This is a genomic window from Achromobacter sp. AONIH1 (genome assembly GCF_002902905.1).
Lineage (GTDB): Bacteria > Pseudomonadota > Gammaproteobacteria > Burkholderiales > Burkholderiaceae_B > Achromobacter.
In genome coordinates this window covers 3,376,109-3,401,599 of record NZ_CP026124.1, presented here as the reverse complement: position 1 = coordinate 3,401,599, position 25,491 = coordinate 3,376,109, and the positions used below count along the sequence as shown (strand labels likewise).

Here is a 25,491-nt window from a genome sequence, read left to right as displayed (position 1 = left end):
CCGGCCTTGCCGCTAGCGGGCCATCGGCGCCACCCGCTGCCATGGTTTGACGGCCTCGACCTGCGCCGCCAGCGCCAACAGCAAGGCCTCGCTGCCCAACGGCCCCATCAGCTGGATGCCGATGGGCAGGCCATCGCGCGACAGCCCGAAGGGAATGGAGATCGCGGGCATGCCGGTCAGGTTCGCCAGCGGCGCGAAGGGCGAATAGCCGATCACGCCCTTCTTGCCCAGACGGTAGGCCAGGTAATCGGCGTTGTCCATGGCGTAACGACCGATGGCGGCGGGCAGGCCGGCCAGCGTCGGCGACAGGAACAGGTCGTAGCCCTGTCCGTCGCGCCGGTCCAGGAAACGGCCGACGCGGCGCGTGATCTCGTGGCAGGCGTCGACGCAGGACACGTACTGCGCGCCCGAAATGTTGCGCGCGTACTCGCGCGCGCCCAGCGTGGTGGGCTGGAGTTCGTCGGCCGCCAGGCGCCGGCCGCGCGCGGCGACGAAGGCGTCGATGGCATTGGCCGCGGCGCTGGCGATCAGCGGCAGCATCGGCGACAGGACCTCTTCCGAGCCCACGGGCGGCGCGGCGGTCTCGAGTTCGTGCCCTAGCGAGGCGAACAGGCTGGCGGCCTCGGCCACCGCGGCCGCGACTTCCGGATCGATCGCGTCGCCTTCGTAGGTCGTGTTGAGCCAGGCGATGCGGCGCGGCGCGACGGCGCGCGGATCCCGCGCCGCGTCCGCCACGATCGCGCGGAAGGATTGCGCGGGCAAGGCCGGCGCGGCATAGGGCGCGCCCACGTCGGCGCCGGCGCTGATGTCCAGGGCGGCGGCGCAGTCGCGCGCCGACAGGGTCATCATGTGCTCGGTGGCCAGCCCGCCCCAGCCTTCGCCCTTGAGCGGGCCCAGCGGCATCAGGCCGCGCGAGGGCTTCAGGCCCAGCACGCCGCAGCAGGACGCGGGAATGCGGATCGAGCCGCCGCCGTCGCTGCCATGGGCGATATGCACCATGCCGCTGGCCAGCGCTGCGCCCGCGCCCCCGCTGGAACCGCCGGCGCTATGACCGGGCTTCCAGGGATTCTGCGTGGGCGCGCCGTAGACCGGCGATTCGGAAGTGGGGCTGAGCCCCAGCTCGGCGCTGGTGCTGCGGCCAAAGGGAATCAGGCCGGCGCGGCGGTAGCGGACGACGATTTCAGCGTCCACGTTCCACTCTACCTGGCCGTACAGCACCGAGCCCATGGCGCTGGGCAGGCCCAGCGCGGCCGTGCCCAGGTCCTTGAGCAAGGTCGGCACGCCCAGGAACGGACGCTCGGCCAGCAGGGCGCGCCGCCCGTCCCGCGTCAGGCCCGCGAGTTCCTCGTCCGTCCTGGCGGCCAGGCTCAGGCCCAGGTCTTCCCGCAGTCCGCAGACCGCGTTGATGTCGGGATTACGCGCGGCGACCCGCTCCAGGGCCTCGCGCATGGCCTGGCTGGCCGTGGTCTGGCCATCGGCGATGGCCGCGGCCAGCCCGGTCGCGTCGAGGGAAGAAGGATCGTGGCGTTCAGCGGTGCCCATGCTTGCGATGCTCCAGATATCGACGGCGGATTGCCGCAAGCATGAGGATATCCACTGTATGGCGGGGCAACAAGCTGCCTCCTGCCGGGCGGCTAGGAATCACGCCTGCCGGGGTGGCTCTGCCGCCACAGCGGAATAGCCGGCGTCCGCCTCCCCGGCGTCGCCCGGATCGTCCGCATCCTGACCGGACTGCCCGCCCAGCACCAGCCGCGCATCGGCCTCGGGCAAGGCTTCGACGTTCTTCAGGTTGCGCAGCATGGCGCGCGTGCGCACCTCGGTCTGGCCGATCTTGTTGCTGGCGTTGTCCAGCGTCTTCTTGACGCTGGCCAGCGCCTCGCCGAACTTGCCGAACTCGGTCTTGACGGCGCGCAGCACCTGCCAGACCTCGGACGAGCGCTGCTCGATGGCCAGGGTGCGAAAGCCCATCTGCAGGCTGTTCAGCAGGGCCGCCAGATTGCTGGGGCCGGCCACGTTGACGCGCAGGCCGTGCAGCCGGTCCAGCAGCCCCGGACGCCGCAGCACCTCGGCATACAGGCTTTCGGTGGGCAGGAACATGATGGCGAAATCGGTGGTGTGCGGCGGCGCCACGTACTTGGCGGCGATCATCCGGGCCTGTGCTTCCACCGCCTTGCCCAGCGCCGCGCCGGCCGCGCGCGCGCCCTCGGCGTCGGCCGCTTCCTGGGCGTCCATCAGGCGCTCGTATTCTTCCTTGGGGAACTTGGCGTCGATCGGCAGCCAGACCGGCGCGCCGCCCGCCCTGCCCGGCAGGCGCACGGCGAACTCCACGATCGCGTCGCTGCCCGGCACCGGCTTGATGTTGCTGGCGTACTGGTCCGGCGTCATGTTGTCTTCGATCAGCCGGGCCAGTTGCACCTCGCCCCAGGTGCCGCGCGACTTCACGTTGGTCAGCACGCGCTTGAGATCGCCCACGCCCGCGGCCAGCGCCTGCATTTCGCCCAGGCCCTTGTGCACCGCCTCCAGCCGCTCGGAGACCAGCTTGAACGATTCGCCCAGCCGCTGTTCCAGCGTGGCGTGCAGCTTTTCGTCCACGGTCCGGCGCATCTCGTCGAGCCGGGCGCCGTTGTCGGCCTGCAGCAGTTGCAGCCGCTGGTCGACCGTGGCGCGCACTTCGGACAGGCGGCGCTCGTTGATCTGGATCAGCCCCTGCAGCTGCTCGCCGAAGCCGGCGGCGAAGCGGGCCAGCGATTCGGCGGACTCGGCGCGGGCGGCCTGGGCGTCGCGCCCCAGGCCGGCGCGCAGCTCGTCCTGGGCCTGCCCCAGCTCCGCGCGCAGGGCGCGGGCCGACTCCGCCAGTTCGCCGCGCAGGCCGCGCTGGCCCTCGGCAATGTCGGCGCGTAGCGCGCGCTCGGTGCGTTCCAGCCCTTCCAGCAGCGCGTCCAGGCGGGCGGGGCCGCCGGACGGGCGCAGGCAGGCCGCTAGGCCAAGCAGGCAGGCCAGCACGGCGCCACCGGCCGCGACCCAAAGCAGGATGTCATTCAAGGTCAAGGAACTCGCCTCCAAAACAGGGATTTTAGGATGCGGCCCGATATTTTGGCTCGGGACGGCCCTGGATAAATAGCCAGCTCCGCCAGTCGGGTATGCCTGCCTGCTCCGCGCAACAGCATTAAACTGTTAACAATCTGCATGAGCACGCAACTGTTTTGAACTCCGCCGATCTTCCATCCTGTAGCAACGCAGTCTCGTTTCAATCGATCTTCGGTCCCCTGAACCTGGACGCGGAATTCCCCCTGGCGGTCGGCGGCGACCGTCACATCTTCCAGCACCCGAACGCCCCTTCCCTGCTCGTCAAGGTGATGGACATGAAGGCGCGCGCCCGCTACCTGCAAGCGCGGCCGTTCAAGCGCTGGTACAAGCAGTATCAGCGTGAAAGCGCCTACCGCGTCTACCTGAACGAGATCACCGAATACGTCAACACCACCACCCGCCCTTCCGGCGTGTGGCAGGTGCCGCTGGCCCGCATCCTGGGCGTGGCGCAGACCTCGCTGGGCCTGGGGCTGCTGGTGGAGAAGATCACCGACGACGCGGGCGGGATCGCGCCCACGGTGGCGAGCCTGGCGCGCCAGGGCCGGCTGGACCAGGCCCTGCGGGCGCGGCTGGACGAGTTCTTCGAGGATCTGGCCGACGCCCATGTCGTGCTGCATGACGTCTCGCCCTCCAACATCGCCTACGGCCGCAACGCCGACGGCAAGCCCGGGCTGTACCTGATCGACGGTTTCGGCTCGCTGCCCCTGATTCCGCTATACGCCTGGAGCCGGCGCCTGAACCGCCGCCGCGTGCGGCAGAAGTACGCCGAGATGCTGGCCTCGATGGAGCGCCGGGCGCGCGAAGCCGCCGACCGCTCCGCCTGAAACGGCGCTTGCCGCAGTGCCCTGACGTCAGCCGGCGCCTGGCGCGCTGAACAAGCGCTGCGCCCGCTACGCCCCGCCCGGCGGCGGCAATTCCCTGTCCCGCCCATCCACCCAGACGTAGTCGCGACCCGCGACCTGGCCGCGCCGCAGCGGGTTGCGGGTGCAGAACGCGGCATAGGCCGGGTCCACATAGCGGTATTGCAGATGCTCGTCGCGGCCCGCCGGAATGCCCAGCCGGGCGCAGCGCACCAGGGCGGAGGGACGCTCGCCCACGTCCTCCACGTACAGCGCCTCGGGGTCGAAGCGGCGCGCATCCCAGTCCGGCACTTTCAAGCCCAGGGCGCGGCACAGCAGGGTCTGGCCGGCGCACAGCTTGTGCGGCGGACGCGCGCCCCCCGCCGCGTCGGGATTGAGCGCCTGCATGCGCGCCAGCGCCTCTGGCCCCGAACGCGCGTCGACCCAGGGATGACCGGACTTGATCAGCACCGCGTTGCCCGGCCCGGCGGCGCTGAAGTTCAGCGAATCGCCGCCGCGCGCGTAGTACATGTAGATGACGCCGCCGTCCATGAACAGCGCGCGCCGCTTGTGGGTATAGCCCAGCGAGGCGTGGCTGCCCTTCTCGGCCTGGTAGTAGGCCTCGGTCTCGATGATGCGGGCCGACAGCCACAGGCCGTCGACGCGATGCCGGATCACCTTGCCCAAGAGGTCGCGCGCCAGCTCGCGGGCGTCGCGGTCGAAAAAAACATCGGGCAGCGCCGCTGCGGCGCTGCCCGATGGAATTGCCTTGCCGGCCATGGCGCTGCGCGATCAGGCGAAGCGTTCGCCGTAGCGCTTTTCGCTGAAACCGACCGTGACCTCGCCGTCCGGCGTGACCGTGACCGGGCGGCGCACCAGCGCCGGGTACTCGGCGATCAGCTGGGTCCATTGCGCGTCGGTGCTGGCGGCCTTGCGCTCGTCCGGCAACGCGCGCCAGGTCATGGACGTGCGGTTGACCAGCTTTTCCCAGCCGCCCACCTTGCCGGCCCAGGCCTTGAGCGTGGCGGCAGCCACCGGATGATCGCGGTAGTCGACGAAATCATGCGCGACGCCATGCGCGCTCAGCCAGTCGCGCGCCTTGACGCAGGTGCTGCACTTGCTCAAGCCATACAAAGTCGTTGATTTCATTTGAATTCGGTCTCTTTGCGCGATTGCAGTCGGTTGGCCAGGATCACGCAGGTGCCCACCGCCAGGATGAACAGCGTGGCCAGGGCGTTGATCTCGGGCTTCAGGCCCAGCCGCACGCGCGAGAACACTTCCATCGGCAGCGTGCTGGAGCTGGGGCCCGACAGAAAGGACGCCAGCACCACGTCGTCCAGCGACAGCGTGAACGACAGCAGCCAGGCCGAGGCCAGCGCCGGCGCGATCAACGGCAGCGTGATCTTGAAGAACACCACCAGCGGCGTGGCGCCCAGGTCCAGCGCGGCCTCTTCCAGCGAGCGGTCCAGGTCGCGGATGCGGGTCTGGATGACCACGGCGACGAAGGCCATGCACAGCGTGACGTGACCGACCCAGATGGTGAACATGCCGTTCTCGGCGGGCCAGCCCAGGTGGCCGCGCAGTTCGACGAACATCAGCAGCAGCGAGATGCCCAGCACCACCTCGGGAATGACCAGCGGCGCGCTCAGCATGCCCACGTACAGCGTGAAGCCGCGAAAGCGCCCCATGCGGGCCAGCACATAGCCGGCCCAGGTGCCGAGGATGACCGCCGCCGTGGCCGTCAGCGCGGCGATGCGGAACGACAGCCAGGCCGCGCGCAGCAGCGCCTCGTCGTTGAACAGCGAGTGGTACCAGCGCATCGAGAAGCCGGTCCAGGACGTGACCGCCGGCGACTCGTTGAACGAGAAGACCATCAGGCTGACGATGGGCACATACAGGAAGAAGTACCCCAGCCCCAGCGCGAGGGCGCGCAGCGTCTTGTTGGGACCGTTCATTTGCGCCCCCCGCCGGCCTGTTCCTGCTGCCTGACCTGGTTGTACTGGAACAGCGCCAGCGGCACCAGGAGCAGCAGCACCATCACGCAGGTCACCGCCGAGGCCATCGGCCAGTCGGTGTTGTTGAAGAATTCGTTCCACATCACGCGGCCCATCATCAGCGTGTTGGCCCCGCCCAGCATTTCCGGGATCACGTACTCGCCCACCGCCGGGATGAACACCAGCATGGCGCCGGCGATCACGCCCTGGCGCGACAGCGGCACGGTGATCTGCCAGAACGCCTGCCAGGGCTTGGCGCCCAGGTCATAGGCGGCTTCCAGCAGGCGCAGGTCCATCTTCACCAGCGTGGCGTAGAGCGGCAGGATGAAGAACGGCAGATAGGCATAGACCATGCCGATATAGACCGCCAGGTCGGTGCGATAGATTTCCAGCGGGCTGGAGATGATGCCCAGGGCCTGCAGCAGGTTATTGAGCAGGCCGTCGTTGCGCAGGATGCCGACCCAGGCATACACGCGCAGCAGCAGCGAGGTCCAGAACGGCAGGATCACGCCCAGCAGCAGCAGGTTGCGCACCGAGGGCGAGGAACGCGCGATGTAATAGGCGATCGGATAGCCGATCAGCACGCAACAGAGCGTGGTGATGGCGGCGATCTTGACCGAATTCAGGTAGGTGGCGAAATACAGGCTGTCCGTCAGGAGCAGAATGTAGCCGCGCAGGTGCAGGCTGAACTGCACCGCCTCGTCCTTGAATTCGGCCAGCGGGGTGTACGGCGGCACGCCGAATTGCAGTTCGGCGAAGCTGATCTTGAAGACCAGCAGGAACGGCACCAGCAGGAACACCAGCAGCCAGGCGAACGGCGGCACCACCGCCAGCGTCTTGCCTGAAGGCAGCCAGTCGCGGGGAGAAAAGCGGCTCATGAAATGGACCTCCGCGCCGCGCTCAGGACGACAGCACGGTGGCGCTGTCGGCGTCCCAGCTGACGAAGATCTCTTCGTCGATGCCGGGCGCGTCCATCTGCGCCAGCAGCAGGCTGGGCACGCTGGCCTCGACCATCGTGCCGGAGTCCAGCCGGATCTGGTACAGCGCGTAGCTGCCCATCCAGGCCATGTGGCTGACCATGCCGTGCGCCCAGTTGTAGTCCCCCTCGGGCTGGTTGCGCGACACCACCAGGCGCTCGGGCCGGATCGACACGTGCACGTCCATGCCCAGCGGCTCGCTCACGCCGTGGCTGACGTACAGCGGGCGGGTCAGCTCGGCGCACTCGATGGCGACATGGTCGGGTTCGTCGACCACGATGGTGCCGGTGAACATATTGGTCGAGCCGATGAAGCTGGCGACGAAGCGCGAGTTCGGGAAGGCGTAGACATCCTGCGGCGTGCCGCATTGGACGATCTGGCCTTCGGTCATGACGGCCAGGCGGTGCGCCATGGTCATGGCCTCTTCCTGGTCGTGGGTGACCATGATGCAGGTCACGCCGACCTGCTCCAGGATCTTGACCAGCTCGATCTGGGTCTTCTGACGGATCTGCTTGTCCAGCGCCGACATGGGCTCGTCCAGCAGCAGCAGCTTGGGCCGCTTGACCAGGCTGCGCGCCAGCGCCACGCGCTGCTGCTGCCCGCCCGAGAGCTGGTTGGGCTTGCGCCGCGCGTAGCCGGCCATCTGCACCAGGTCCAGCGCCTCGAACACGCGGTCGTGGATCTCGGCCCGGGGCACGCCTTCCTGCTTCAGGCCGAAGGCCACGTTGGCCTCGACCGTCATGTGCGGGAACAGCGCATAGGACTGGAACATCATGTTCACGGGCCGACGGTACGGCGGCGTGCTGGTGATGTCCTCGCCGTCGAGCAGGATCTGGCCCGAGGTCGCTTCCTCGAAGCCCGCCAGCATGCGCAGCAAGGTCGACTTGCCGCTGCCGGAGCTACCCAGCAGCGCGAATATCTCGTTGCGCTTGACCGACAGGTTGACGGAACGCACGGCGACCACGTCGCCGAAAATCTTCACCACGTCGGCGATCCGGACGAACTCGTCCGGATCGGCCGCGTGCTGCGCCGAGTAACGGCTATCGCTCATGATCGCTTATCTTCCGGACTTCAGCTCGGCCCACATGCGCGTTTGCAGGCGTTGGACGTTCAAGGGCTGGGCCTTGATCACATAGAGGGTCTTGGACACCTCGGGCGACGGGTAGATCATGGGATTGTCGGCCACGTCCTTCACCACGTACTTGCGCGCCTCTTTGTTGGCGTTCGGGTAGAACATGGTGTTGGTGATGGCCGCGTGGACCTGGGGCGTCTCGATGTAGTTGATGAACGCCAGGGCCTCCTCGGGATGCGGCGCATCCTTCGGGATGACCATCAGGTCGAACCAGGCCGGCGCGCCGCCCTTGGGAATGAAGTAATTCACTTCATAGGACTTCTTGGCTTCCTGGGCGCGCTTGCGGGCGATCATCACGTCGCCCGAAAAGCCGTAGACCATGCACAGGTCGCCCACGGCCAGCTCGTCGATATAGCCGGACGAGCTGAACTGGCGGATGTACGGGCGGATCTGCTTGAGCAGGTCCAGCGCGGCCTTGTAGTCGTCGGGGTTGGCGCTGTTGGGATCCTTGCCCAGGTACTTCAGCACCGCCGGGAAGACCTGCGCGGCCTCGTCCAGCATCGAGATGCCGCATTCCTTGAGCTTGGCGGCGTTCTCGGGCTTGAACAGGATGTCCCAGTTGCCCAGGTCGACGTTGTCGCCCAGGATCTGCTTGACCTTGGTGACGTTGTAGCCCAGGCCGTTGGTGCCGTAGCCCCAGGGGATGGCGTACAGGTTGCCCGGGTCGACGCTGGCGACCAGCGCCATCACGTCGGGATCCAGGTACTTCCAGTTCGGGATCTTGGACTTGTCCAGCTTCTGGAACAGGCCCGCCTCGATCTGGCGGGAGGCGTAATGCGTGGACGGGACAACGACGTCATAGCCGGACTTGCCGGCCAGCAGCTTGGCTTGCAGCGTGTCGTTGCTGTCGTAGACGTCATAGCGGACCTTGATGCCGGTTTCCTTCTCGAAACCCGGGATCGTGTCCGGCGCCGTGTATTCGGCCCAGTTGTAGACGTTGACGACCTTGTTCTGCGCGACCGCCGGCGTCGCGGCCGCCGCGACCAGCATCGCCCCGAGCGCCCAGCGCATTCCCGCCCCTAGTTTCATATACGAACCCCCTTGCCCTATGCGTGTATTTCAGGAGTGCCAAAAGGCGCAATGATAAAGCTTTTTAACGCGGACCTCCCCAACTTTGGGGGGCTTTTTGCCGCAAATCGGGGGACGATCGCCTCGTCTGCGCCCCATCGGCCCCGGACGGACGGCCCTGGCCCGCGTCAAGGCTGGATGCCCACGCCCCACGCCGTCCAGTAGCTGTCGCGCAGCTTGAGCCAGAAGCGCTCGCCGGCATCCCCCGCCACCTTGTTCAGCGAACGCCGCAGCCGCTCCAGGTTGCCCTGGCGCTGGCGATCGGACAGCCGTCCCTGGATGCCCCGGTCGAAATCGATGAGCCAGACGCGGCCCTCGCCGCCGATCAGGATGTTGAACGCGTTCAGGTCGGCGTGCCAGACGCCGGCCCGGTGCATGCGGACGATGGCCGCGGCCACCGGCTCCCAGAGCGGCTCGGCCAGCATCTGGGCCAGCGGCTTCACGCCGGGAATGCGCTCGACCAGGATGGCGGCTCGGTAGACCGGCCCCTGGCGCCAATAGGCGGCGGCCAGCGGCGCCGGCACGTCCAGGCCCTGACGTCGCATGGCGGCCAGCAGCCGATATTCGCGGAAGCTGCGCGTGCGGTCCTCGCCGGCCCACAGATAGCTGTCGCGGCTCAGGCGGGCGATCATGCCGCCGCGCCGGTAGCGGCGCAGCACGCCCTGCCAGCCCTCGCCGTGCACGAACCAGGCGGCCTGCCGGCCGCCGGCGTCCACCGGACGGGCGCGCTCGCCATAGCGGGCGGGGTCGAACAGCTGCGGTCCGGCCTCGCCCAGACGCGCGTCGCTCAGCATGGCGCCGCCCAGCGGCGCCGGCCAGGCCGCGCGGCGCGCGCCGCTGGCATCGCGTTCCGCCTTCATGGCCGGCCGCCCCGTTGCGGCGTCCGGCGCCAGTCGATGTCGCTTGCAGTCAATGGAGATACGCCAAAAGGGAAAACGTCCCCAAAATTATTACACGGACCCGCTATTTACACGGACCCGACATGCGGCCGCAGCGCCGCCAGCCAGCAGGCCACGGCCACGGCGCCGCCGTCCGGCGCACCGACGGCGCGCTCGCCCAAATAGCTGGCGCGGCCGGCGCGCGGCGCCATGGCGGCGGTCGCCTGCGCGCCCTGCTCCGCGGCCTCGACCGCCGCGGCGAAGGCGACGGCCGGCGTCGCGCCCTGGGCCAGGCCCTGCTCGAAGGCGGCGGCGGCCGGGAACAGCGCATCCAGCATGGTCCGGTCGCCGGCCTTGGCTCCGCCCAGGTCGCTGACGGCCTGCACGGCATCGCTGAACGCACCGGCCCAGTCGCGCGCCGACGGTTGCGCGCCTTGCGCCAGCCGGCGCGAGGCGCGCAGCAGCGCGGTGGCGTAGAACGGGCCGGAACTGCCGGCGATGGCCTTGCGCAGCGCGCCGCCCAGCGCGGCCAGCGCGCCGGCCGGATTGGCCAGGGCCGCGTCGGGCACCGCCAGGATGGCGTCGGCGGCGCGCTTCATGCTGGCGCCCAGGTCGCCGTCGCCCGCCAGCGAATCCAGCTCGGTCAGCGTCGGCTCCTTGGCGTGCAGCGCCGCCGCCGCCGCGCCCAGCGCCGGCTTCAGGGCGGCGATCCAGCGCTGGCCGGCGGCGTCGGGCACGGCCTGGGCCTCGCCCTGCTCCATCGCCGGCGCGGCGACGTGGATGTCCTGGTTGACCCGCCCGCCGCCCGGCCAGGCGCGCGCGCCCGTGGCCGCGTCCAGCAGCGCCAGCCGGCCGTCGTCCACGCGCAGCACCGACAGCGAGCAGCCCGGCATGTCCAGCGCCGACAGCAGCGTGCCCGACCAGGCCCGCTCGACGGCGATCCCGCGCGCGGCCAGCTTGTCATAGGCGGCGCGCATGACCACGTCCAGCTCCATCTGCGGCGTGGCGCCCAGGCCGTTGACCAGCAGCGCGACGCGCGCGCCGGCCGCCAGGCCCATGTCCTCGACGATGTAATCCAGCAGGGTCGCGGTCAGCTGGTCGGCCGGCAGCATGGCGCTGCGCTCGACGCCCTTCTCGCCATGGATGCCCAGGCCCAGCTCGATCTCGTTGTCGGCCAGCGTGAAGCCGGATTTCTCCGCACCCGGCAGCGTGCAGCCGCCCAGGGCCACGCCCATCGAGCCGAGCTGCGCGGCCGCCTCGCGCGCGGCGGCGGCGACCTGCGCCAGCGGCAGCCCCAGGGCCGCGGCCGCGCCCGCGATCTTGTGCACCAGCACGGTGCCGGCGATGCCCCGCCGACGTTCGCGCGGCGTGTGCCGGCGCAGCGACACGTCGTCGGCGACGATGGCGATCTCCACCGGGATGCCCTCGGCGCGGGCCAGCTCGGCGGCCAGGCCGAAGTTCAACCGGTCGCCGGTGTAGTTCTTGACGATCAGCAAGGCCCCGTTGGGCCCGGCCGTGGCGCGGATGGCCGCCAGCACCGCATCGGTGGACGGCGAGGTGAATACCTCGCCGCAGACCGCCGCGCTCAGCATGCCGGCGCCGACATAGCCGGCGTGCGCCGGCTCGTGACCGGAGCCACCGCCGGAAATCACGGCCACGGGCCGCCGCTCCGCCGCCGGCAGATCGTTGCGCACCAGCACATGCTCATCGCCCAGGATGGCCGTCCCCGGCGCCTGCCGCGCCGCGCCCTCGAACATTTCCCGCACCAGTCCGGACGGATTGTTGATGAGTTTCTTCATTGTCGGGCCACCTCAAAAATGAAAAGGCTCTCGCAAAAGAGCCATGAACCCACGCAGGATACCGGTTTCACCCCATCGACGGTTTCACCCCATCGGGATGCCGCGGAGCCGGCTTTGCCGGTCCGCAGGCATGCCCCCTGGGGGGATGCGCGCGAGCGCTTCGGGGGGGACTTCTCCCCCGGTCCGCAGGCATGCCCCCCTGGGGGGGGGAAGCGCGTGAGCGCTTCGGGGGGGTCACTTATTCCGCATCCAGTCGGCCACGCCGTAAAAGGACTCAAGCAGGCGATCGACCAGCGCGGGCTCGATGCCCTCGTCCTCCAGCGCGCGCCCCATGCAGGTCACCCACTGATCGCGCTCGACCTCGCCGATGGAAAAAGGCAGATGGCGCGCGCGCAGCCGGGGATGGCCGAAACGCTCGATGTAGTGATCGGGGCCGCCGAAGTAGCCGCACAGGAACCAGAACAGCTTGTCGCGGGCCTCGTCCAGGCTGGGGCCATGGGCGGCGCGCAGTTCCTTCAGGTCCGGCTCGATGTCCATCAGGTCGTAGAAACGGTCGACCAGGGCGCGCACGCCGGGCTCGCCGCCAAGTAGATCAAAAATGCTGCGGGTAGTATCCACGGGTTCGCTTATCGAATGGACGCGGGACGTCATCAGGTTTCTCTCAGGGTGACCAGGGGCGGGGTGCGCAGCACGCCGCGCAGGGCCAGGGCGCCGCCGCCCCAGGCGCCGAGCATGCCAGCGCCGATGCCGGCCAGCCACGGCCAGAGGCTGAGGGTAATCGCAAAGTCGAACACCAGGGTTGATAAAACCCAAGCAATCGCGCTGGCGCCGGCGGCCGCCAGCAGCCCGGCCAGCCCGCCCACCGCCCACAGCTCGATACGCTGCGAGCGCGCCAGCTGGCGCCGGGTCGCGCCCAGCGCCCGCAGCACGGCGGCCTCGCGCATGCGTTCGTCGCGCGTGGCGGTCAGCGCGGCGGCCAGCACCAGCACGCCTGCCGCCAGCGTGAACAGGAACAGCAGCTGCACCGCGCGCCCCACTTCGTTCAGCACCGATTGCAGTTGCCGCAGGATGGCGCCCACGTCGAACACGGTCAGGTTGGGAAACTCGCGCACCAGCGCCGGCAGGACCGGCTCCTTGCCGGGCGGCAGGTAGAACGAGGTGATCCAGCTTTGCGGCATGTCGGCCAGCGCGGCCGGAGTCAGGATGGCGAAGAAGTTGACGCGCATGGTGTCCCAGTCCACCCGCCGGATGCTGGTCACGGCGGCCTCGACCTGCTGGCCGGCCACGTCGAACAGCATCTTGTCGCCCAGCTTGATGCCCAGCGTCTTGGCCAGGCCCGACTCCAGCGAGACCTCGTCGGCGCCGGGCGCGAGCCAGCGGCCCTGTTCGATGCGGTTGGACGAGGGCAGTTCATCGCCGTAGGACAGGTTGAATTCCCGGTCCACCAGCCGCTTGGCGCGCGGTTCTTCATAGTCGTCCGGCCCCACCGGCTTGCCGTTGAGGGCGATCAGTCGGCCGCGCACCATGGGCGCCAGGCTGACGCGGCCCAGCCCTTCGCGCGCCAGCGCGTCGGACACGGCCTGGCGCTGCTCGGGCTGCACATTGATCAGGAAACGGTTGGGCGCGTCCGGCGGCAGCGTGCGCTGCCAGCCCTGGATCAGGTCGGTGCGCGTCATGGCCAGCAGCAGCAGCGCCATCAGGCCGATCGCCAGCGCGCAGACCTGGGTGATGGTGGCGACGCGGCGCCGCACCACGCCGGCCAGGGCGAAGCGCAGGGACGGCAGCCCGTTGGCCACGCGACGCAGGCGCGACAGGCCCAGGATGCAGAGCCAGGCCACCAGCGCGAACACCAGGAAGGCGCCCAGGAAGCCGCCCGCCACCACCGCCCCCAGCCGCGCGTCGCCGGCGAACCACCAGATCAGCAGAGCGAAGCCCGCCGCGCCCAGCCCGTAGCCGGCGGCGCTGCGCGCGCCCAGCGTGTCGGCGTCGCGCCGCAGCACGCGGGCCGGCGGCACATGGCGCAGCTGCGCCAGCGAGGGCAGCGCGAAGCCCAGCAGCAGCAACAGGCCGGTCAGCAGACCCTGCGCCGCCGGCACCACCGAGGGCGCGGGCAGGGTCGTGTCGATCAGCGAGGCCAGCACCGCCACCAGGCCCTGGTGCACGGCGAAGCCCAGCAGACAGCCAAGTGCCGACGAGAACAGCCCGACCAGCGCGAATTCCAGCGTCAGCATGCGCGAGACCTGCGACTGCACCGCGCCCAGGCAGCGCATGACGGCGATGCCGTCACGGTGCCGCGCCATGTAGCGCCCGGCCGCCAGCGCCACCGCCACGGCCGAGATCAGCACGGCCAGCAGCGCCACCAGCGACAGGAAGCGCTGGGCGCGGTCCAGCGTGCGGCGCACCTCGGGACGGCCAGATTCCAGCGTCGCCAGCTTCTGGCCGCGCTTGAGGTTCTGGCCCAGCCAGCCGGCATAGCCGGACACGGCCTCGGGCGGACCGGCGACCAGCAGCGCGTAGCCGATGCGGCTGCCCGGCGCGATCAGGCCGGTGGCCGGCAGATCGCTGGCGCGCAGCAGCACGCGCGGCGCGACGTTGACGAACTGCATGCCCCGGTCGGGTTCGTAGCTCACCACCCGCTCGATGCGCAGGCGCGTGTCGCCCACGTTGAGCAGGTCGCCGATCTTCAGACTCAGCAGCGACAGCAGCTGGCCGTCGACCCAGACCGCGCCCTCGGAGGGAATGCCGCGCGCCGGCGCGTCCGGCGCGAACGGCCCCTCGGCCACGCGCAGCGCGCCGCGCAGCGGGTAGCCCGGCTCGACGGCCTTGAGCGCGGCCAGCTGGGCGCCGTCGCCCGCGCTGACCATGGACGGGAACTGCCAGGTGCGCGATACCTCGAGCCCGCGCTGGCGCGCCTGCTGCAGGAAGGCGTCCGGCACCGGCTCGTCGGCGTCCAGCACCAGGTCGGCCCCCAGCATCTGGCCGGCGTCGCGCTCCAGCGCCCGGCCGACCCGGTCGGCCAGGAAGCCGACGCTGGTCACGGCGGCCACCGCCACCACCAGCGCCAGCACCAGCAGGCGCAGCTCGCCGGCGCGCGCGTCGCGCATCATCATCCTGGCGCCCAGGCGCAGGGTGGACCAGAAACCGGCGCGGCGCGCCCGGGAGGCATCAGGGAAATCCATCATCGTGCAATCTTACCCAACGGCCGGAATGGGGGCCGAATCCCGCTATCATGCGCTACTGCGGCGCAACGCCGCGACAAGAACATATCGAATACTGGAGAAGACAATGCGCAAATCCTGGCTTGCAGCCACGATCCTGGCCGCCTGCGGGGCGGTCGCTTCCCTGCCCGCCGCGGCGCAGAACACCCTGAAGATGGCCTACGCCCTGTCGACCTCGTCGCACTACGGCGCCGGCGCGGACGCCATGGCCAAGTCCATCGAAGCCTCGACGGGCGGCAAGTACAAGGTGCAGCAGTTCGCCAACAGCGCGCTGGGCGGCGAGCGCGAGGTCATCGAGGGGCTGCAGATCGGCACCATCGACCTGGCGATCGTTTCGACAGGGGCCACCCTCAATTTTGTTCCCGAAACCGGGGTTTTCGATATCCCCTTCCTGCTGCGCGACCTGCCGCACGCCCGCACGGTGCTGGACAGCAAGATCGGCCAGGACATGCTGGCCAAGTTCCCCAGCCGCGGCATCATCGCCCTGGCCTGGGGCGAACAGGGCTTCCGCCACCTGACCAACAACGTGCGCCCGGTCAAGACGCCGGCCGACGCCAAGGGCCTGAAGATCCGCACCACGGAAAACCCCATCCACATCGCGGCCTTCCGCCAGATCGGCATCCTGCCGACCCCGATGGCCTGGCCCGAAGTGGCCACCGCCCTGCAGCAGGGCACCATCGACGGCCAGGAAAACCCGCTGTCGGTCATCACCTCGGCCAAGCTGTCGCAGATGCAGAAGCACCTGGCGCTGACCGGCCACGTCTACGGCCCGGCGCTGGTGCTGATGTCCGCCAACGTCTATGAAGGTCTGTCGGCCGCCGACAAAGCCAACTTCGACAAGGCCGGCAAGGAATCGGCCCAGGCCATGCGCGCCTACGTCGACAACATCGAGAAGACCGGCGTGGAGCAGCTGAAGAAGGAAGGCATGCAGGTCACCGAAGTGGACCGCGCCGCCTTCGCCGCCGCCGTCGAGCCGGCCTACCCCGAGTACTACAAGAAGTACGACAAGAAGCTGATCGACGCCATCCGCGACACCAAGTAAGCACGGCGCGCCGGCGCGGACAGGCGCGGGACGGGCCGGCGGGCAACGCCCGCCCGTCCCGCCCGCGCCGTCCGCCGGCCTGCCCTGCCTGGTTCGCGCCCATCGCTAGCGGGACTCCATTCATCATGCGTTTGCTCTGCGCCTTCGACCGCCTGCTCTTCAAGCTGGTTTCGGTCATCGCCCAACTCTTGCTGGTGGCCGCCGCGGCCGCCGCCTTCTACCAGGTCATCGCCCGTTTCGTGCTGCATGCGCCGGCCGACTGGAGCGAGGTCCTGACCCGCGCCCTGCTCATCTGGACCGTGCTGCTGGGCGTGGCCCTGGCCTTCCGCCACGGCGCCATGATCAGCGTCGAACTGCTGCGCAACCTGCTGGGCGGCGCGCGCCGCCGGGCGCTGGAGGCGTTGATCGGCCTGATCTGCGCCGGCTTCCTGGGCTTCGTGGCCTGGATCGGCGGCCAGATGACCTGGCGCGTGCGTTTCCAGAACGTGCCCAGCCTGGACATCTCGATCTCCTGGATCTACCTGGCCATCCCGGTCGGCGCCACGCTGGCCGCCATCGCCGTGCTGGCCCGCTGGTGCGCCGGCGAAGAAGCCGAGGCCCCCTTGCGCAACGACGCGCAGGGCTGACCCGTTCGCAACGAATCCAAGCAGATCACGCCATGTCCCAATTGATGATTGTCTCGATGCTGATTTTCTTCGGGCTGTCCGTGCCGGTCGCCGTGTCGATCGGACTGGCCAGCCTGGCGGGGGTCGGCGCCGCCAACCTGCCCTGGCTGGTGGTGGCCCAGCAGCTATACGCCGCGCTGGACAAGTACCCGCTGGTGGCGATTCCCTTCTTCATCCTGGCCGGCAACCTGATGGAAGCCGGCGGCATTTCCGAACGCATGGTCGAGTTCGCCAAGAGCCTGGTGGGCGGCATCCAGGGCGGCCTGGCCTGCACCTGCGTGCTGACCTGCATGATCTTCGCGGCCGTGGCCGGCTCCAGCGTGGCCACCACCTTCGCGGTCGGCGCCATCCTGATCCCGGCCATGATCCGGCACGGCTACCCGGCGCCCTTCGCCGCCTCGCTGCAGGCCAGCGCGGCCGAGCTGGGGGTGATCATCCCGCCGTCCATCCCGATGATCCTGTTCGCCGTATCCACCGACACCTCCACCGGCGAGCTGTTCATCGCCGGCGTGATGCCCGGCATCCTGATCGGCCTGGCGCTGATGCTCTACGTCTGGCTCTACGCCAGGCGCAATGGCCTGGGCACGCGCGACGGCGAAGGCCGCCTGCCGCTATGGCCGGCCTTCAAGCGCGCCTGGCTGGCGCTGATGATGCCGGTCATCATCCTGGGCGGCATCTACGGCGGCGTGTTCACGCCGACCGAGGCCTCCGTGGTCGCGGTGATGTACGCGGTGGTGGTGGGCAAATTCATCTACCGCAAGCTCAGCTTCGGCCAGCTGTCCGAAACCCTGCACAAATCCGTCATGTCGACCGCGGTGATCATGTTCGTGATCGCCAACGCCGGCGTCTTCAGCTTCCTGCTCAACCGCGCCGGCATCCCCGACGCGCTGGGCGTCTGGCTGGCGCAGGTGTTCGACACCAAATTCACGTTCCTGATGGGCGTGAACGCGGCGCTGTTCGTCATCGGCATGTTCATCGAGACGTCCGCGTCCATCGTGGTGCTGGCCCCGCTGCTGCTGCCGGTGGCGCTGAAATTCGGCGTGGAACCGGTGCACTTCGGCATCATCATGGTCGTCAACCTGGCGCTGGGCATGATCACCCCGCCCTTCGGCGTGAACCTGTTCGCCGCCTGCGCGGTGGCCAAGCTGCCGCTGGAACGGCTGATCAAGCCGCTGATCCCGTTCGTGGGCGTGGTGATCGTCTGCCTGATGGTCATCACCTACTGGCCGGGGCTGTCGCTGGGGCTGCGCGACGTGGTCTACGGCAAGTAGCGCGGAGCCGCCCAGGCGGGCGGCGCCAGCGTCAACGAAAAAAGCGCCCGATGAACTGACCCCCAGAAGTTGGACGGTCAGCTAAAGCCCGAAGGCCTGAGTTCGGTATTGCACCGGGCTCAGGCCTTTTAGCTTGAGCTTGATGCGGTCGTGGTTGTAGTACCTGATGTATCGCCGGATACCGGCTTCCAATTGGTCGATATTGTCGAAGCGATTCAAATGGAAGAACTCCGCCTTGAGGGTGCCGAAGAAACTTTCCATGGCCGCGTTGTCCAGGCAGTTTCCCTTGCGTGACATGCTCTGCGTTATCGATCGGGCCTCCAGCATCTGACGGTAGTTGAACTGCTGATACTGCCAGCCCTGATCGGAGTGCAAGACGGGTCTGTCGGTGGGGCTGAGCCGAGCGAGCGCTTTCTTGAGCATAGCCCCCACGAGCTTGAACATCGGTCGACGACTGGTTTCGTAGGCCAGGATCTCACCGTTGTACAGATCCATCACCGGTGACAGATAGAGTTTTTGGCCGCGAACGTTGAACTCGGTCACATCGGTTACCCATTTCTGGTTCGGCCTGTCGGCCACGAACTGGCGCGCCAACAGATTCGGTGCCATTAGGGCAGGGCCGCCTCGATACGAGCGATATTTCTTCGGGCGTACCAAGGATTTCAGCCCGAGCACCTGCATCAGCTTCTGCACCGTCTTGTGATTCACGCACTGGCCTGCCTGGCGCAAGGTCGCGGTGATGCGCCGGTAGCCATAGCGCCCCTTGTGATGCGCGTAGACAGCCCCGATTCTGCCTTTGAGTTCGGCATGCTTGTCAGCGGCCTGGGCCTGCCTGGCCTGGTAGTAATACGTGCTGCGCGCCAAGCCCGACGCCTTGAGCAAGGCCGCCAACGGGTACTGTGGCCTCAACCCAGTCACGGCTTGCGCTTTTTGCGCGCAGCCGCACGCTTTTCCTGGATCAAGGCATCGAGTTTTTTTAAGTACGCGACCTCGGCGCGCAGTTCAATCAACTCCTGATTCTGCCGGGCAATGATCTGCTTATCGTCCAGGTCGGCGGCTGGAGCTTGGGGCTGGGGTGGCTTGTTGCTCATGGTCTTGGGACGGCCTGTACGAAGGCGACGCAGCGCGTCGATACCTCCAGCATGATACTGGCGTGCCCACTTACCAATATGCGCCGCGCAGCGTATGTCGAATGCCGCCGCCGTCTGCGTCTGTGACCACTGCTCGCGCCACATCCGCTTGAGTACCTTCAGCTTGAACGCCTCGTCATAACTCGCGCTCTTGCGGCGCAACCCTGGCAGACCGTGCGCCCGGTAACTATTCACCCAGCTCCTGACCGTCCCATGGCCCACACCATGCTCAGCCGCCAACGCCTTCAAACCCAGCGGCCCTGACAGATACTGCTTGACGATCTTGAGCTTGAAACCCGCTTCGTATTTCGTCATGTAAAAACCCCCGAAGGTTGGAGTTCGTCCAACTTTCGGGGGTCAGTTCAATGGGCGCTTTTTCGCGGTTGTGCGCGACCCGGGGCGCGCGAGCCTGAAGCCGCCTCCCGGGAGCCCGCCCCAATCGGGGTCAGACCTCGCGCTCTTCGGTCTTGAGATGGTTGTCGTGGGCGAAGTCGACCACGAACTTATAGGCCAGCGGCTCCAGGTCGCGCAGGCGCTGGTCGACCACGATGCCGCGCACGCCGTCGATCACGACCGGCAGCACATAGGGCGAATAGGTGAGGTGATTGCCAGCACAGCCGGGCGGGCGGAACTGGGCCATGACGCCGGCCAGCCGCTCGGCCCAGTCGCTGGGGCGGAAACGGCTGCCGCTTTCGGTGACGCCGTGGATTACGAATTGTCTGACGCGAGTTGCCATGAGTTCTTCATCTACAGGACGCCCTTCACGAAAGCCGGATCTTCGGCGTGATCAAACATGCGTCCTGCGCCGCGAATTGTATATGATTGATCCTTTGCCCTCCCTAAAACGGCTGCACGCCCCGTAGAACGGAGCTGTCCAGCAGGTGGCCGGCCCGGCTCCGCCCGTCAGGCCGGCGAACCAGACAGGCAGGCTGCGGCGACACCGCGGCAGCGGCGCGAAGCCGGCCCTGTCCGCCCAAGGGAGTCCGCCCCAGGAGAATCCGCGATGCCCTCGCCTCTGGCCAATATCTACGCCCGTCTGCCGGTAGCGTTCACGCACGGCCAGGGCGTATGGCTATGGGACGCGCAGGGCCGCAAGTACCTGGACGCGCTGGCGGGCATCGGCGTGTCCTGCCTGGGCCACGCGCATCCGCAGCTGGTGCAGGCCATCGCCACGCAGGCCGCGCGCGTCATCCACACGTCCAACATCTACGAAATTCCGCAGCAGGCCGAGCTGGCCGCCCGCCTGACGGCGCTGGCCGGCATGCAGGAAGCGGCCTTCGCCAACAGCGGCTCCGAGGCCAACGAGGCCGCCATCAAGCTGGCCCGCTACTACGCCTGGCAGCGCGGCAACCAGCACGCCCACATCATCACCATGGACTCGTCCTGGCACGGGCGCACGCTGGCGACGCTGGCGGCCACCGGCAGCGACAAGGCGCGCAAGGGCTTCGAGCCCCTGCCCTCCGGCTTCATCCAGGTGCCGTACAACCAGATCGACGCGGTGCGCGCCGCCGGCGACGCCGAGCCGCGCGTGGCGGCGGTCCTGCTTGAGGCGCTGCAGGGCGAAGGCGGCATCCGGCCGTCGGACGCCGCCTACCTGCAGGCGCTGCGCCAGCTCTGTACCGAGCGCGGCTGGCTGCTGATGATCGACGAAGTGCAGTCCGGCATCGGCCGCAGCGGCAAGTGGTTCGCGCACCAATGGGCCGGCATCCGGCCCGACGTGATGACGCTGGCCAAGGGCCTGGCGGGCGGCGTGCCCATCGGCGCCATGCTGGCGGCCGGCCCCGCCGCCGGCGTGCTGACGCCCGGCAGCCACGGCACCACCTTCGGCGGCGGCCCGCTGGCCTGCGCGGCCGGGCTGGCGGTGCTGGACGCCATCGAATCCGACAACCTGCTCGACAATGCCCACGCGGTGGGCGCGCACCTGCGCGAATCGCTGGCCGCCGCGCTGGCCGGCACGCCCGGCGTGACCGAGATCCGCGGACGCGGCCTGATGTTGGGCATCGAGCTGGCCCGGCCCTGCGGCGCGCTGGCGCTGCGCGCGCTCGAGGCGGGCCTGCTCATCAACGTCACGCGCGACCGCGTCATCCGCATGCTGCCGCCCCTGATCCTCAACCGGACAGAAGCCGACCGGATCGTCGAGATCCTGGTCCCGCTGATCCGGGATTTCCTGGCCGACAAGACATCATCAACACCCCTGCCGGGCCACGAGCCCGGCCGGGCACTTTGACCTGCGACCTCACCATGACACCACCTACGACTCAAAACGGCCCGTTGCGGCACTTTCTTCAGTTCAAGGATTTCTCGTCCGCCGAGATCGCGTACGTGCTGGACCGCGCGCGCCTCATCAAGGACAAGTTCAAGCGCTACGAACCCCACATGCCGCTGCACGACCGCACGCTGGCGATGGTGTTCGAAAAGGCCAGCACGCGCACCCGCGTGTCGTTCGAGGCCGGCATGTACCAGATGGGCGGCTCGGTCATCAACCTGACGTCCAACGACTCCCAGCTGGGCCGCTCCGAGCCCATCGAGGACACCGCGCGCGTCATCTCGCGCATGGTCGACATCGTCATGATCCGCACGTTCGAGCAAACCCGCATCGAGCGCTTCGCCTCGCACTCGCGCGTGCCCGTGATCAACGGCCTGACCAACGAATTCCACCCCTGCCAGATCCTGGCCGACATCTTCACCTACATCGAGCATCGCGGCCCCATCGCCGGCAAGACGGTGGCCTGGGTGGGCGACGCCAACAACATGGCCTACACCTGGCTGCAGGCCGCCGAGCTGCTGGGCTTCACGCTGCACGTGTCCGGCCCGGCCGGCTACGAGCTGGAACCGGCGCGCATCGGCAATCCGTCCGACAAGGTGCTGCGTCAGTTCAAGGATCCCATGGAGGCCTGCAAGGGCGCGCACCTGGTGACCACCGACGTCTGGACCAGCATGGGCTATGAGGCCGAGAACGAAGAGCGCCGCGCCGCCTTCGCCGACTGGCGCGTCGACGCCGAGATGATGGCCGTGGCCGATCCGCAAGCCGTGTTCATGCACTGCCTGCCCGCCCACCGGGGCGAGGAAGTCACCGGCGACGTCATCGACGGCCCACAAAGCGTGGTCTGGGACGAGGCTGAGAACCGCATGCACGTGCAGAAGGCGCTGATGGAGTTCCTGCTGCTCGGCCAGCTCAAGTAAGCCTGCGAGCAGGATCCGCCGGAGCGCATGCCGCCCCGGCGACAAAGGGCCGGACAGCGCAGTCCGGCCCTTTTGCTTGTCGTCTTGTCGTCTTGCCCGCCAGCCTGGACGGCGTGGCGTGCGCCCGCCGCCTACAGGATCCTCATGAACATCGTGCGCCGCGTGTTGCGGAACGACGGCCGCACCCGGCTGCTCCAGTCCGTGGCCCGCACCGCCAGCCACGGCGGGCTGCCGAAGGTCTCGCGCGTGTGCAGGTCGTAGCAGGCCAGGTAGCGCGGCCCCTTGTGGCGGCACTCATAGCGCAGCGCGCGCACGGTGCCCGGCACGGCGGCCAGGCCGGGCAGATGTTCCTGGTCGTACCAGGCGTTCAGGTCGGCCTCGGCCTCGGGCAGCACATCGGTCTCGACGATGTAGTGCCAGGGCGCGTCCTGGCCGCTGGAGGCGCCCGGCAGGTCCAGCGTCCGGTGCAGCACGCGCACGCTGGCGCCGGGCAACTGCTCGGCCACGCGCGCGCCCACTTCGGGCAAGGTGCCTTCGCCGCCGTCGATGTACAGATAGGTCTCGTCCTCGTCTACGGCCGCATAGGCGCTCACGCGCACGTTGGGCAGGCCGTCGGCCAGCCTGCCGGCGATGCCGGCGGCGCGCGGCGCGCCGATGCGCTCGCCCAGGGACAACAGCAATACGGTATCCGTCACTTTCCCATTCCTCAGTGTCCGACGCGCAGGGCGACCAGGAAACGCGACACCATGTTGTAGGCCGCCACGGTCGCCGTCAATTCCACCAGCGCCTGGTCGTCATGCAGCGCGCGCAGCGGCGCGAACACCGCGTCCGGCACCTCGATGCCGCGCGTCATGGCGTCGGTCAGCGCCAGCGCCTCGGCCTCGCCCGGCGCCAGCCCCTCCGACCCTTCCGCCAGCTCCGCCGGCGCTGGGCCGGCGCGCAGGCGCTCGATCAGCGCGTCCGGCATGCCGGCCTGGCGCGCGTGCGGCACATGGGCCTCGAACTCGTAGGGCGCGCCGTTCAGCGTCGCCACCCGCAGGATGATCAGCTCGCGCAGGCGCGGCGCCAGCGCCGTCTTCTGGCGGATGGCGGTCAGCATGGCCTCCCAGCCCTCGGTCACGGCCGGGCTGTTCAGCAGCACCTGGTACAGCGGCGAGATGCGGCCGCGCGCGGCGGCGATGCGCGCTTCCAGGCCGGCCAGCGCCGGCCGCGCGCCCGGTTCCACCGGCGTCACTCTGCATGCGTCCATGGCGCTCACTCCGGCCGGATGTTCTTGCGCTGGATCAGCGCGGTCCACTTGTCGCGGTCGGACGCGATCAGCGCCGCCAGTTCCTGCGGCGAGCTGGGCGCGGCCTGGGCGCCGAACTTCTCCAGCCGCGCGCGCACGGCCTCGCTGCCCAGCGCCGCGCGCACCGCCTGGTTGAGCTTGTCCACGGTGGCCGCCGGGGTGGCGGCCGGCGCCACCAGCCCGTACCAGTTGTTGGACTCCACGCCGGCGATGCCCTGCTCGGCCAGCGTCTTGACGTCCGGCAACAGCGGATGGCGCGACGGCGCGGCGATGCCCAGCGCCTTGAGCTTGCCGCCCTGGATATGCCCGATCAGGCCCGGCACGTCGCCGAAGAAGCCCGCCACCTGGTTGCCCATCACATCATTGATCACCGGCGCCGCGCCCTTGTAGGGCACGTGCATGACCTTGGCGCGGCTGGCGTCGGCGAACATCTCCAGCGTCAGGTGCGGAATGCTGCCGATGCCGGACGAGCCCACCGCCACCGGCTGCGAGTCGGCCTGCGAGCGCTTGACGAAATCGGCCGCATCCACAGCCAGGTTGGCCGGGTTGACCACGAACACGGTGGCGTTGTTGACCACCCGCGAGACCGGCGCGAAGTCGCGCGCCGGATCATAGGGCAGGTCCTTGTACAGCGCCGGGCTGATGGACACGGCGCCGACGCTGGTCAGGAACAGCACCGAGCCGTCGCCAGGCGCCTTGGCCACGTAGGACGCGGCGATATTGCCGTTGGCGCCGGCCTTGTTCTCCACGATCACCTGCTGCTTGAGTTCCTTGCCCAGCTGCTCGGCCAGCACGCGGCCCACCAGGTCCACCGGACCGCCCGGCGGGAAGGCGATGATCAGCCGCACGGGCGCATCCGCGCGCGCCGCGCCGGTGGCGGCCAGCCCCAGCAGGGCGGCGCAGAATAGTTTCTTCAACATGTTTGTCTCCTTTGGAATCGAATAGGGTCGTCGCCACGCGGCCCGGCCGGGCGCGCGGCGCTGGGGTCAGGGAAATCCGTACAGCCGCGCCGGGTTGTGCACCAGCACCTGGCGGCGCGCCTCGTCGTCCGGACAGGCCAGGAAGAAGGCGTCGCATAATTCGCCGTCGTCCGGCATGTCGCCGCGCACGTTCGGGTGCGGCCAGTCGGTGCCCCACAAGGTGCGCTCGGGCATGGCCTCCACCAGCGCCCGCACGAAGGGGATGCCCTCGGCGAACGGCCGCCTGCCCGCGCCGATGCGGTCCAGGCCCGACACCTTCACCCAGGCGCCCGGCAGGTCCGCCAGGCCCAGCAGCGCGCGAAAGGCCGGCGCGTCCAGCCCGTCGGCCGCGCGCACCCGGCCCATGTGGTCGATCACGAAGGGCAGCGGCAGCGCGCGCAGGCGCGGCAGCAGCCCGGGCAGCTGGGCGCCGTCCAGATGCAGGCACAGATGCCAGCCCAGCGGCGCGATCAGGCCGACCACATGGTCGAAGACGGCCGGGTCCGGCGCACCGCCCAGATGGGGCACGAAGTTGAAGCGGGCCCCGCGCACGCCGGCGTCGTGCAGCGCGCGTACCGACGCGGGGGTCGCATCCGCCCCCAGCAGCGCCACGCCGCGATAGCGGCCTTCGCTGCGGGCCAGCGCGTCCAGCAGCGCGGCATGGTCGGCGCCGTGGCAATTGGCCTGCACCACCACGGCGCGGCGGATGCCCAGGTGCGCGTGCAGCGCGGCCAGCCGGGACTGCGGCGCGTCGGGCGGCGTGTAAGAACGGCCCTCGGCATACGGAAACACGTCGGCCGGCCCGAACACATGGCAATGGGTATCGCAGGCGCCCGGCGGCAAGGCGTAGCGGGGACGGGACGGGGATGCGAGCGGCGGACGACAATCGGACACGGGACGATCCTGCGGGGAAAGCGCCATGGTCATGGATTGCGGCCTGCCGAACAATGCTATATCTTTG

24 protein-coding genes and 2 pseudogenes are annotated in these 25,491 nt (G+C 69.0%); 7 read left to right on the top strand and 19 right to left on the bottom strand.

Translation table 11 applies throughout. The annotated features are described in order from the left end of the window. Positions 1-12: 12 nt before the first annotated feature. Entirely contained in the window at positions 13-1,542 is a 1,530-nt protein-coding gene (locus C2U31_RS15630; protein ID WP_103273598.1) for an amidase, read from the bottom strand. A gap of 99 nt (positions 1,543-1,641) precedes the next feature. Then, positions 1,642-3,042, bottom strand: coding sequence for a DNA recombination protein RmuC (rmuC, locus tag C2U31_RS15625; protein WP_199771037.1), 1,401 nt, complete (start codon positions 3,040-3,042; stop codon positions 1,642-1,644). A 161-nt stretch (positions 3,043-3,203) separates the two neighbouring features. Between rmuC and C2U31_RS15620 the strand changes: the two genes are divergently transcribed. Then, the gene (locus tag C2U31_RS15620; RefSeq protein ID WP_103273596.1) at positions 3,204-3,911 is read left to right on the top strand and encodes a YrbL family protein; all 708 of its coding nucleotides are present in this window, start codon (positions 3,204-3,206) and stop codon (positions 3,909-3,911) included. A 66-nt stretch (positions 3,912-3,977) separates the two neighbouring features. On the opposite strand, the gene C2U31_RS15615 is transcribed toward C2U31_RS15620, so the two are convergent. The 10 genes from C2U31_RS15615 to C2U31_RS15570 all read right to left on the bottom strand — a co-directional run bounded on the left by C2U31_RS15615 (position 3,978) and on the right by C2U31_RS15570 (position 14,956). Continuing rightward, on the bottom strand, positions 3,978-4,706 hold the full coding sequence (locus C2U31_RS15615) for a DNA-3-methyladenine glycosylase (protein WP_103273595.1): 729 nt from the start codon (positions 4,704-4,706) through the stop codon (positions 3,978-3,980). A gap of 12 nt (positions 4,707-4,718) precedes the next feature. Continuing rightward, entirely contained in the window at positions 4,719-5,075 is a 357-nt protein-coding gene (locus C2U31_RS15610) for an arsenate reductase (RefSeq protein ID WP_103273594.1), read from the bottom strand. Next, positions 5,072-5,881, bottom strand: coding sequence for an ABC transporter permease subunit (locus C2U31_RS15605; RefSeq protein ID WP_103273593.1), 810 nt, complete (start codon positions 5,879-5,881; stop codon positions 5,072-5,074). The genes C2U31_RS15610 and C2U31_RS15605 overlap by 4 nt, the downstream gene beginning before the upstream one ends. Further along, entirely contained in the window at positions 5,878-6,798 is a 921-nt protein-coding gene (locus C2U31_RS15600) for an ABC transporter permease subunit (protein WP_103273592.1), read from the bottom strand. Before C2U31_RS15600 ends, C2U31_RS15605 begins: the two co-directional genes overlap by 4 nt. 22 nt (positions 6,799-6,820) lie before the next feature. After that, on the bottom strand, positions 6,821-7,948 hold the full coding sequence (locus C2U31_RS15595; protein WP_103273591.1) for an ABC transporter ATP-binding protein: 1,128 nt from the start codon (positions 7,946-7,948) through the stop codon (positions 6,821-6,823). A 6-nt stretch (positions 7,949-7,954) separates the two neighbouring features. Further along, entirely contained in the window at positions 7,955-9,058 is a 1,104-nt protein-coding gene (locus C2U31_RS15590; RefSeq protein WP_103273590.1) for a polyamine ABC transporter substrate-binding protein, read from the bottom strand. 167 nt (positions 9,059-9,225) lie between these two features. After that, complete coding sequence (locus tag C2U31_RS15585; RefSeq protein WP_103273589.1) at positions 9,226-9,957, bottom strand: 3-deoxy-D-manno-octulosonic acid kinase; 732 nt, start codon at positions 9,955-9,957, stop codon at positions 9,226-9,228. A gap of 107 nt (positions 9,958-10,064) precedes the next feature. After that, positions 10,065-11,774 carry a dihydroxyacetone kinase family protein gene (locus tag C2U31_RS15580; RefSeq protein ID WP_103273588.1) on the bottom strand — a complete coding sequence of 570 codons (1,710 nt, stop codon included), beginning with the start codon at positions 11,772-11,774 and terminating at the stop codon, positions 10,065-10,067. Between the two features lie 234 nt (positions 11,775-12,008). Continuing rightward, the gene (locus C2U31_RS15575; protein WP_199770826.1) at positions 12,009-12,425 is read right to left on the bottom strand and encodes a group II truncated hemoglobin; all 417 of its coding nucleotides are present in this window, start codon (positions 12,423-12,425) and stop codon (positions 12,009-12,011) included. Then, the gene (locus C2U31_RS15570; RefSeq protein WP_103273587.1) at positions 12,425-14,956 is read right to left on the bottom strand and encodes an ABC transporter permease; all 2,532 of its coding nucleotides are present in this window, start codon (positions 14,954-14,956) and stop codon (positions 12,425-12,427) included. The genes C2U31_RS15575 and C2U31_RS15570 overlap by 1 nt, the downstream gene beginning before the upstream one ends. Positions 14,957-15,059: 103 nt before the next feature. Here C2U31_RS15570 and C2U31_RS15565 point away from each other — a divergent pair, with 103 nt between their 5' ends. From C2U31_RS15565 to C2U31_RS15555, 3 genes are all read left to right on the top strand, one after another. Continuing rightward, entirely contained in the window at positions 15,060-16,034 is a 975-nt protein-coding gene (locus C2U31_RS15565; protein WP_103273586.1) for a TRAP transporter substrate-binding protein, read from the top strand. Between the two features lie 125 nt (positions 16,035-16,159). Beyond that, positions 16,160-16,660, top strand: coding sequence for a TRAP transporter small permease (locus C2U31_RS15560; protein WP_103273585.1), 501 nt, complete (start codon positions 16,160-16,162; stop codon positions 16,658-16,660). A 32-nt stretch (positions 16,661-16,692) separates the two neighbouring features. Then, positions 16,693-17,970 carry a TRAP transporter large permease gene (locus C2U31_RS15555; protein ID WP_103273584.1) on the top strand — a complete coding sequence of 426 codons (1,278 nt, stop codon included), beginning with the start codon at positions 16,693-16,695 and terminating at the stop codon, positions 17,968-17,970. A gap of 81 nt (positions 17,971-18,051) precedes the next feature. On the opposite strand, the pseudogene C2U31_RS31250 reads toward C2U31_RS15555, so the two are convergent. Next, positions 18,052-18,894 (bottom strand): annotated as a pseudogene (locus C2U31_RS31250) (IS3 family transposase); the annotation flags it as partial. 105 nt (positions 18,895-18,999) lie between these two features. Here C2U31_RS31250 and C2U31_RS31245 point away from each other — a divergent pair. Further along, positions 19,000-19,116 (top strand): MYXO-CTERM sorting domain-containing protein, encoded by a 117-nt coding sequence (locus C2U31_RS31245; protein WP_369869788.1) that lies wholly within the window; start codon positions 19,000-19,002, stop codon positions 19,114-19,116. 8 nt (positions 19,117-19,124) lie between these two features. Here C2U31_RS31245 and C2U31_RS31240 read toward each other — a convergent pair. Together C2U31_RS31240 and C2U31_RS15545 are read right to left on the bottom strand one after the other, a co-directional pair. Next, a pseudogene (locus C2U31_RS31240) lies at positions 19,125-19,415 on the bottom strand (transposase); the annotation flags it as partial. 130 nt (positions 19,416-19,545) lie between these two features. Next, positions 19,546-19,836, bottom strand: coding sequence for a DUF3579 domain-containing protein (locus C2U31_RS15545; protein WP_103273582.1), 291 nt, complete (start codon positions 19,834-19,836; stop codon positions 19,546-19,548). Between the two features lie 267 nt (positions 19,837-20,103). Here C2U31_RS15545 and C2U31_RS15540 point away from each other — a divergent pair, with 267 nt between their 5' ends. Together C2U31_RS15540 and argF are read left to right on the top strand one after the other, a co-directional pair. Further along, complete coding sequence (locus C2U31_RS15540; protein WP_103273581.1) at positions 20,104-21,327, top strand: aspartate aminotransferase family protein; 1,224 nt, start codon at positions 20,104-20,106, stop codon at positions 21,325-21,327. 14 nt (positions 21,328-21,341) lie between these two features. Beyond that, on the top strand, positions 21,342-22,283 hold the full coding sequence (gene argF, locus C2U31_RS15535) for an ornithine carbamoyltransferase (protein ID WP_103276391.1): 942 nt from the start codon (positions 21,342-21,344) through the stop codon (positions 22,281-22,283). 131 nt (positions 22,284-22,414) lie between these two features. On the opposite strand, the gene C2U31_RS15530 is transcribed toward argF, so the two are convergent. The 4 genes from C2U31_RS15530 to C2U31_RS15515 all read right to left on the bottom strand — a co-directional run bounded on the left by C2U31_RS15530 (position 22,415) and on the right by C2U31_RS15515 (position 25,424). Beyond that, entirely contained in the window at positions 22,415-22,978 is a 564-nt protein-coding gene (locus C2U31_RS15530; protein ID WP_103273580.1) for a DUF4286 family protein, read from the bottom strand. A gap of 11 nt (positions 22,979-22,989) precedes the next feature. Then, positions 22,990-23,532, bottom strand: coding sequence for a carboxymuconolactone decarboxylase family protein (locus C2U31_RS15525; protein WP_103273579.1), 543 nt, complete (start codon positions 23,530-23,532; stop codon positions 22,990-22,992). Between the two features lie 5 nt (positions 23,533-23,537). Then, on the bottom strand, positions 23,538-24,491 hold the full coding sequence (locus C2U31_RS15520; RefSeq protein ID WP_103273578.1) for a tripartite tricarboxylate transporter substrate binding protein: 954 nt from the start codon (positions 24,489-24,491) through the stop codon (positions 23,538-23,540). A 66-nt stretch (positions 24,492-24,557) separates the two neighbouring features. Beyond that, on the bottom strand, positions 24,558-25,424 hold the full coding sequence (locus C2U31_RS15515) for an amidohydrolase (RefSeq protein WP_233772393.1): 867 nt from the start codon (positions 25,422-25,424) through the stop codon (positions 24,558-24,560). Positions 25,425-25,491 lie beyond the last annotated feature (67 nt).

Excerpts from the sequence above, each read along its gene's own strand:
- C2U31_RS31245 (WP_369869788.1), top strand. The coding sequence starts at position 19,000 with ATGATCTGCTTATCGTCCAGGTCGGCGGCTGGAGCTTGGGGCTGGGGT.
- C2U31_RS15615 (WP_103273595.1), bottom strand. The coding sequence starts at position 4,706 with ATGGCCGGCAAGGCAATTCCATCGGGCAGCGCCGCAGCGGCGCTGCCC.
- C2U31_RS15585 (WP_103273589.1), bottom strand. The coding sequence starts at position 9,957 with ATGAAGGCGGAACGCGATGCCAGCGGCGCGCGCCGCGCGGCCTGGCCG.
- C2U31_RS15540 (WP_103273581.1), top strand. The coding sequence starts at position 20,104 with ATGCCCTCGCCTCTGGCCAATATCTACGCCCGTCTGCCGGTAGCGTTC.
- C2U31_RS15610 (WP_103273594.1), bottom strand. The coding sequence starts at position 5,075 with ATGAAATCAACGACTTTGTATGGCTTGAGCAAGTGCAGCACCTGCGTC.
- C2U31_RS15525 (WP_103273579.1), bottom strand. The coding sequence starts at position 23,532 with ATGGACGCATGCAGAGTGACGCCGGTGGAACCGGGCGCGCGGCCGGCG.
- C2U31_RS15545 (WP_103273582.1), bottom strand. The coding sequence starts at position 19,836 with ATGGCAACTCGCGTCAGACAATTCGTAATCCACGGCGTCACCGAAAGC.
- C2U31_RS15600 (WP_103273592.1), bottom strand. The coding sequence starts at position 6,798 with ATGAGCCGCTTTTCTCCCCGCGACTGGCTGCCTTCAGGCAAGACGCTG.
- C2U31_RS15560 (WP_103273585.1), top strand. The coding sequence starts at position 16,160 with ATGCGTTTGCTCTGCGCCTTCGACCGCCTGCTCTTCAAGCTGGTTTCG.
- C2U31_RS15575 (WP_199770826.1), bottom strand. The coding sequence starts at position 12,425 with ATGACGTCCCGCGTCCATTCGATAAGCGAACCCGTGGATACTACCCGC.
- C2U31_RS15590 (WP_103273590.1), bottom strand. The coding sequence starts at position 9,058 with ATGAAACTAGGGGCGGGAATGCGCTGGGCGCTCGGGGCGATGCTGGTC.
- argF (WP_103276391.1), top strand. The coding sequence starts at position 21,342 with ATGACACCACCTACGACTCAAAACGGCCCGTTGCGGCACTTTCTTCAG.
- C2U31_RS15580 (WP_103273588.1), bottom strand. The coding sequence starts at position 11,774 with ATGAAGAAACTCATCAACAATCCGTCCGGACTGGTGCGGGAAATGTTC.
- C2U31_RS15630 (WP_103273598.1), bottom strand. The coding sequence starts at position 1,542 with ATGGGCACCGCTGAACGCCACGATCCTTCTTCCCTCGACGCGACCGGG.
- C2U31_RS15565 (WP_103273586.1), top strand. The coding sequence starts at position 15,060 with ATGCGCAAATCCTGGCTTGCAGCCACGATCCTGGCCGCCTGCGGGGCG.
- C2U31_RS15555 (WP_103273584.1), top strand. The coding sequence starts at position 16,693 with ATGTCCCAATTGATGATTGTCTCGATGCTGATTTTCTTCGGGCTGTCC.
- C2U31_RS15605 (WP_103273593.1), bottom strand. The coding sequence starts at position 5,881 with ATGAACGGTCCCAACAAGACGCTGCGCGCCCTCGCGCTGGGGCTGGGG.
- C2U31_RS15595 (WP_103273591.1), bottom strand. The coding sequence starts at position 7,948 with ATGAGCGATAGCCGTTACTCGGCGCAGCACGCGGCCGATCCGGACGAG.
- C2U31_RS15520 (WP_103273578.1), bottom strand. The coding sequence starts at position 24,491 with ATGTTGAAGAAACTATTCTGCGCCGCCCTGCTGGGGCTGGCCGCCACC.
- C2U31_RS15570 (WP_103273587.1), bottom strand. The coding sequence starts at position 14,956 with ATGATGGATTTCCCTGATGCCTCCCGGGCGCGCCGCGCCGGTTTCTGG.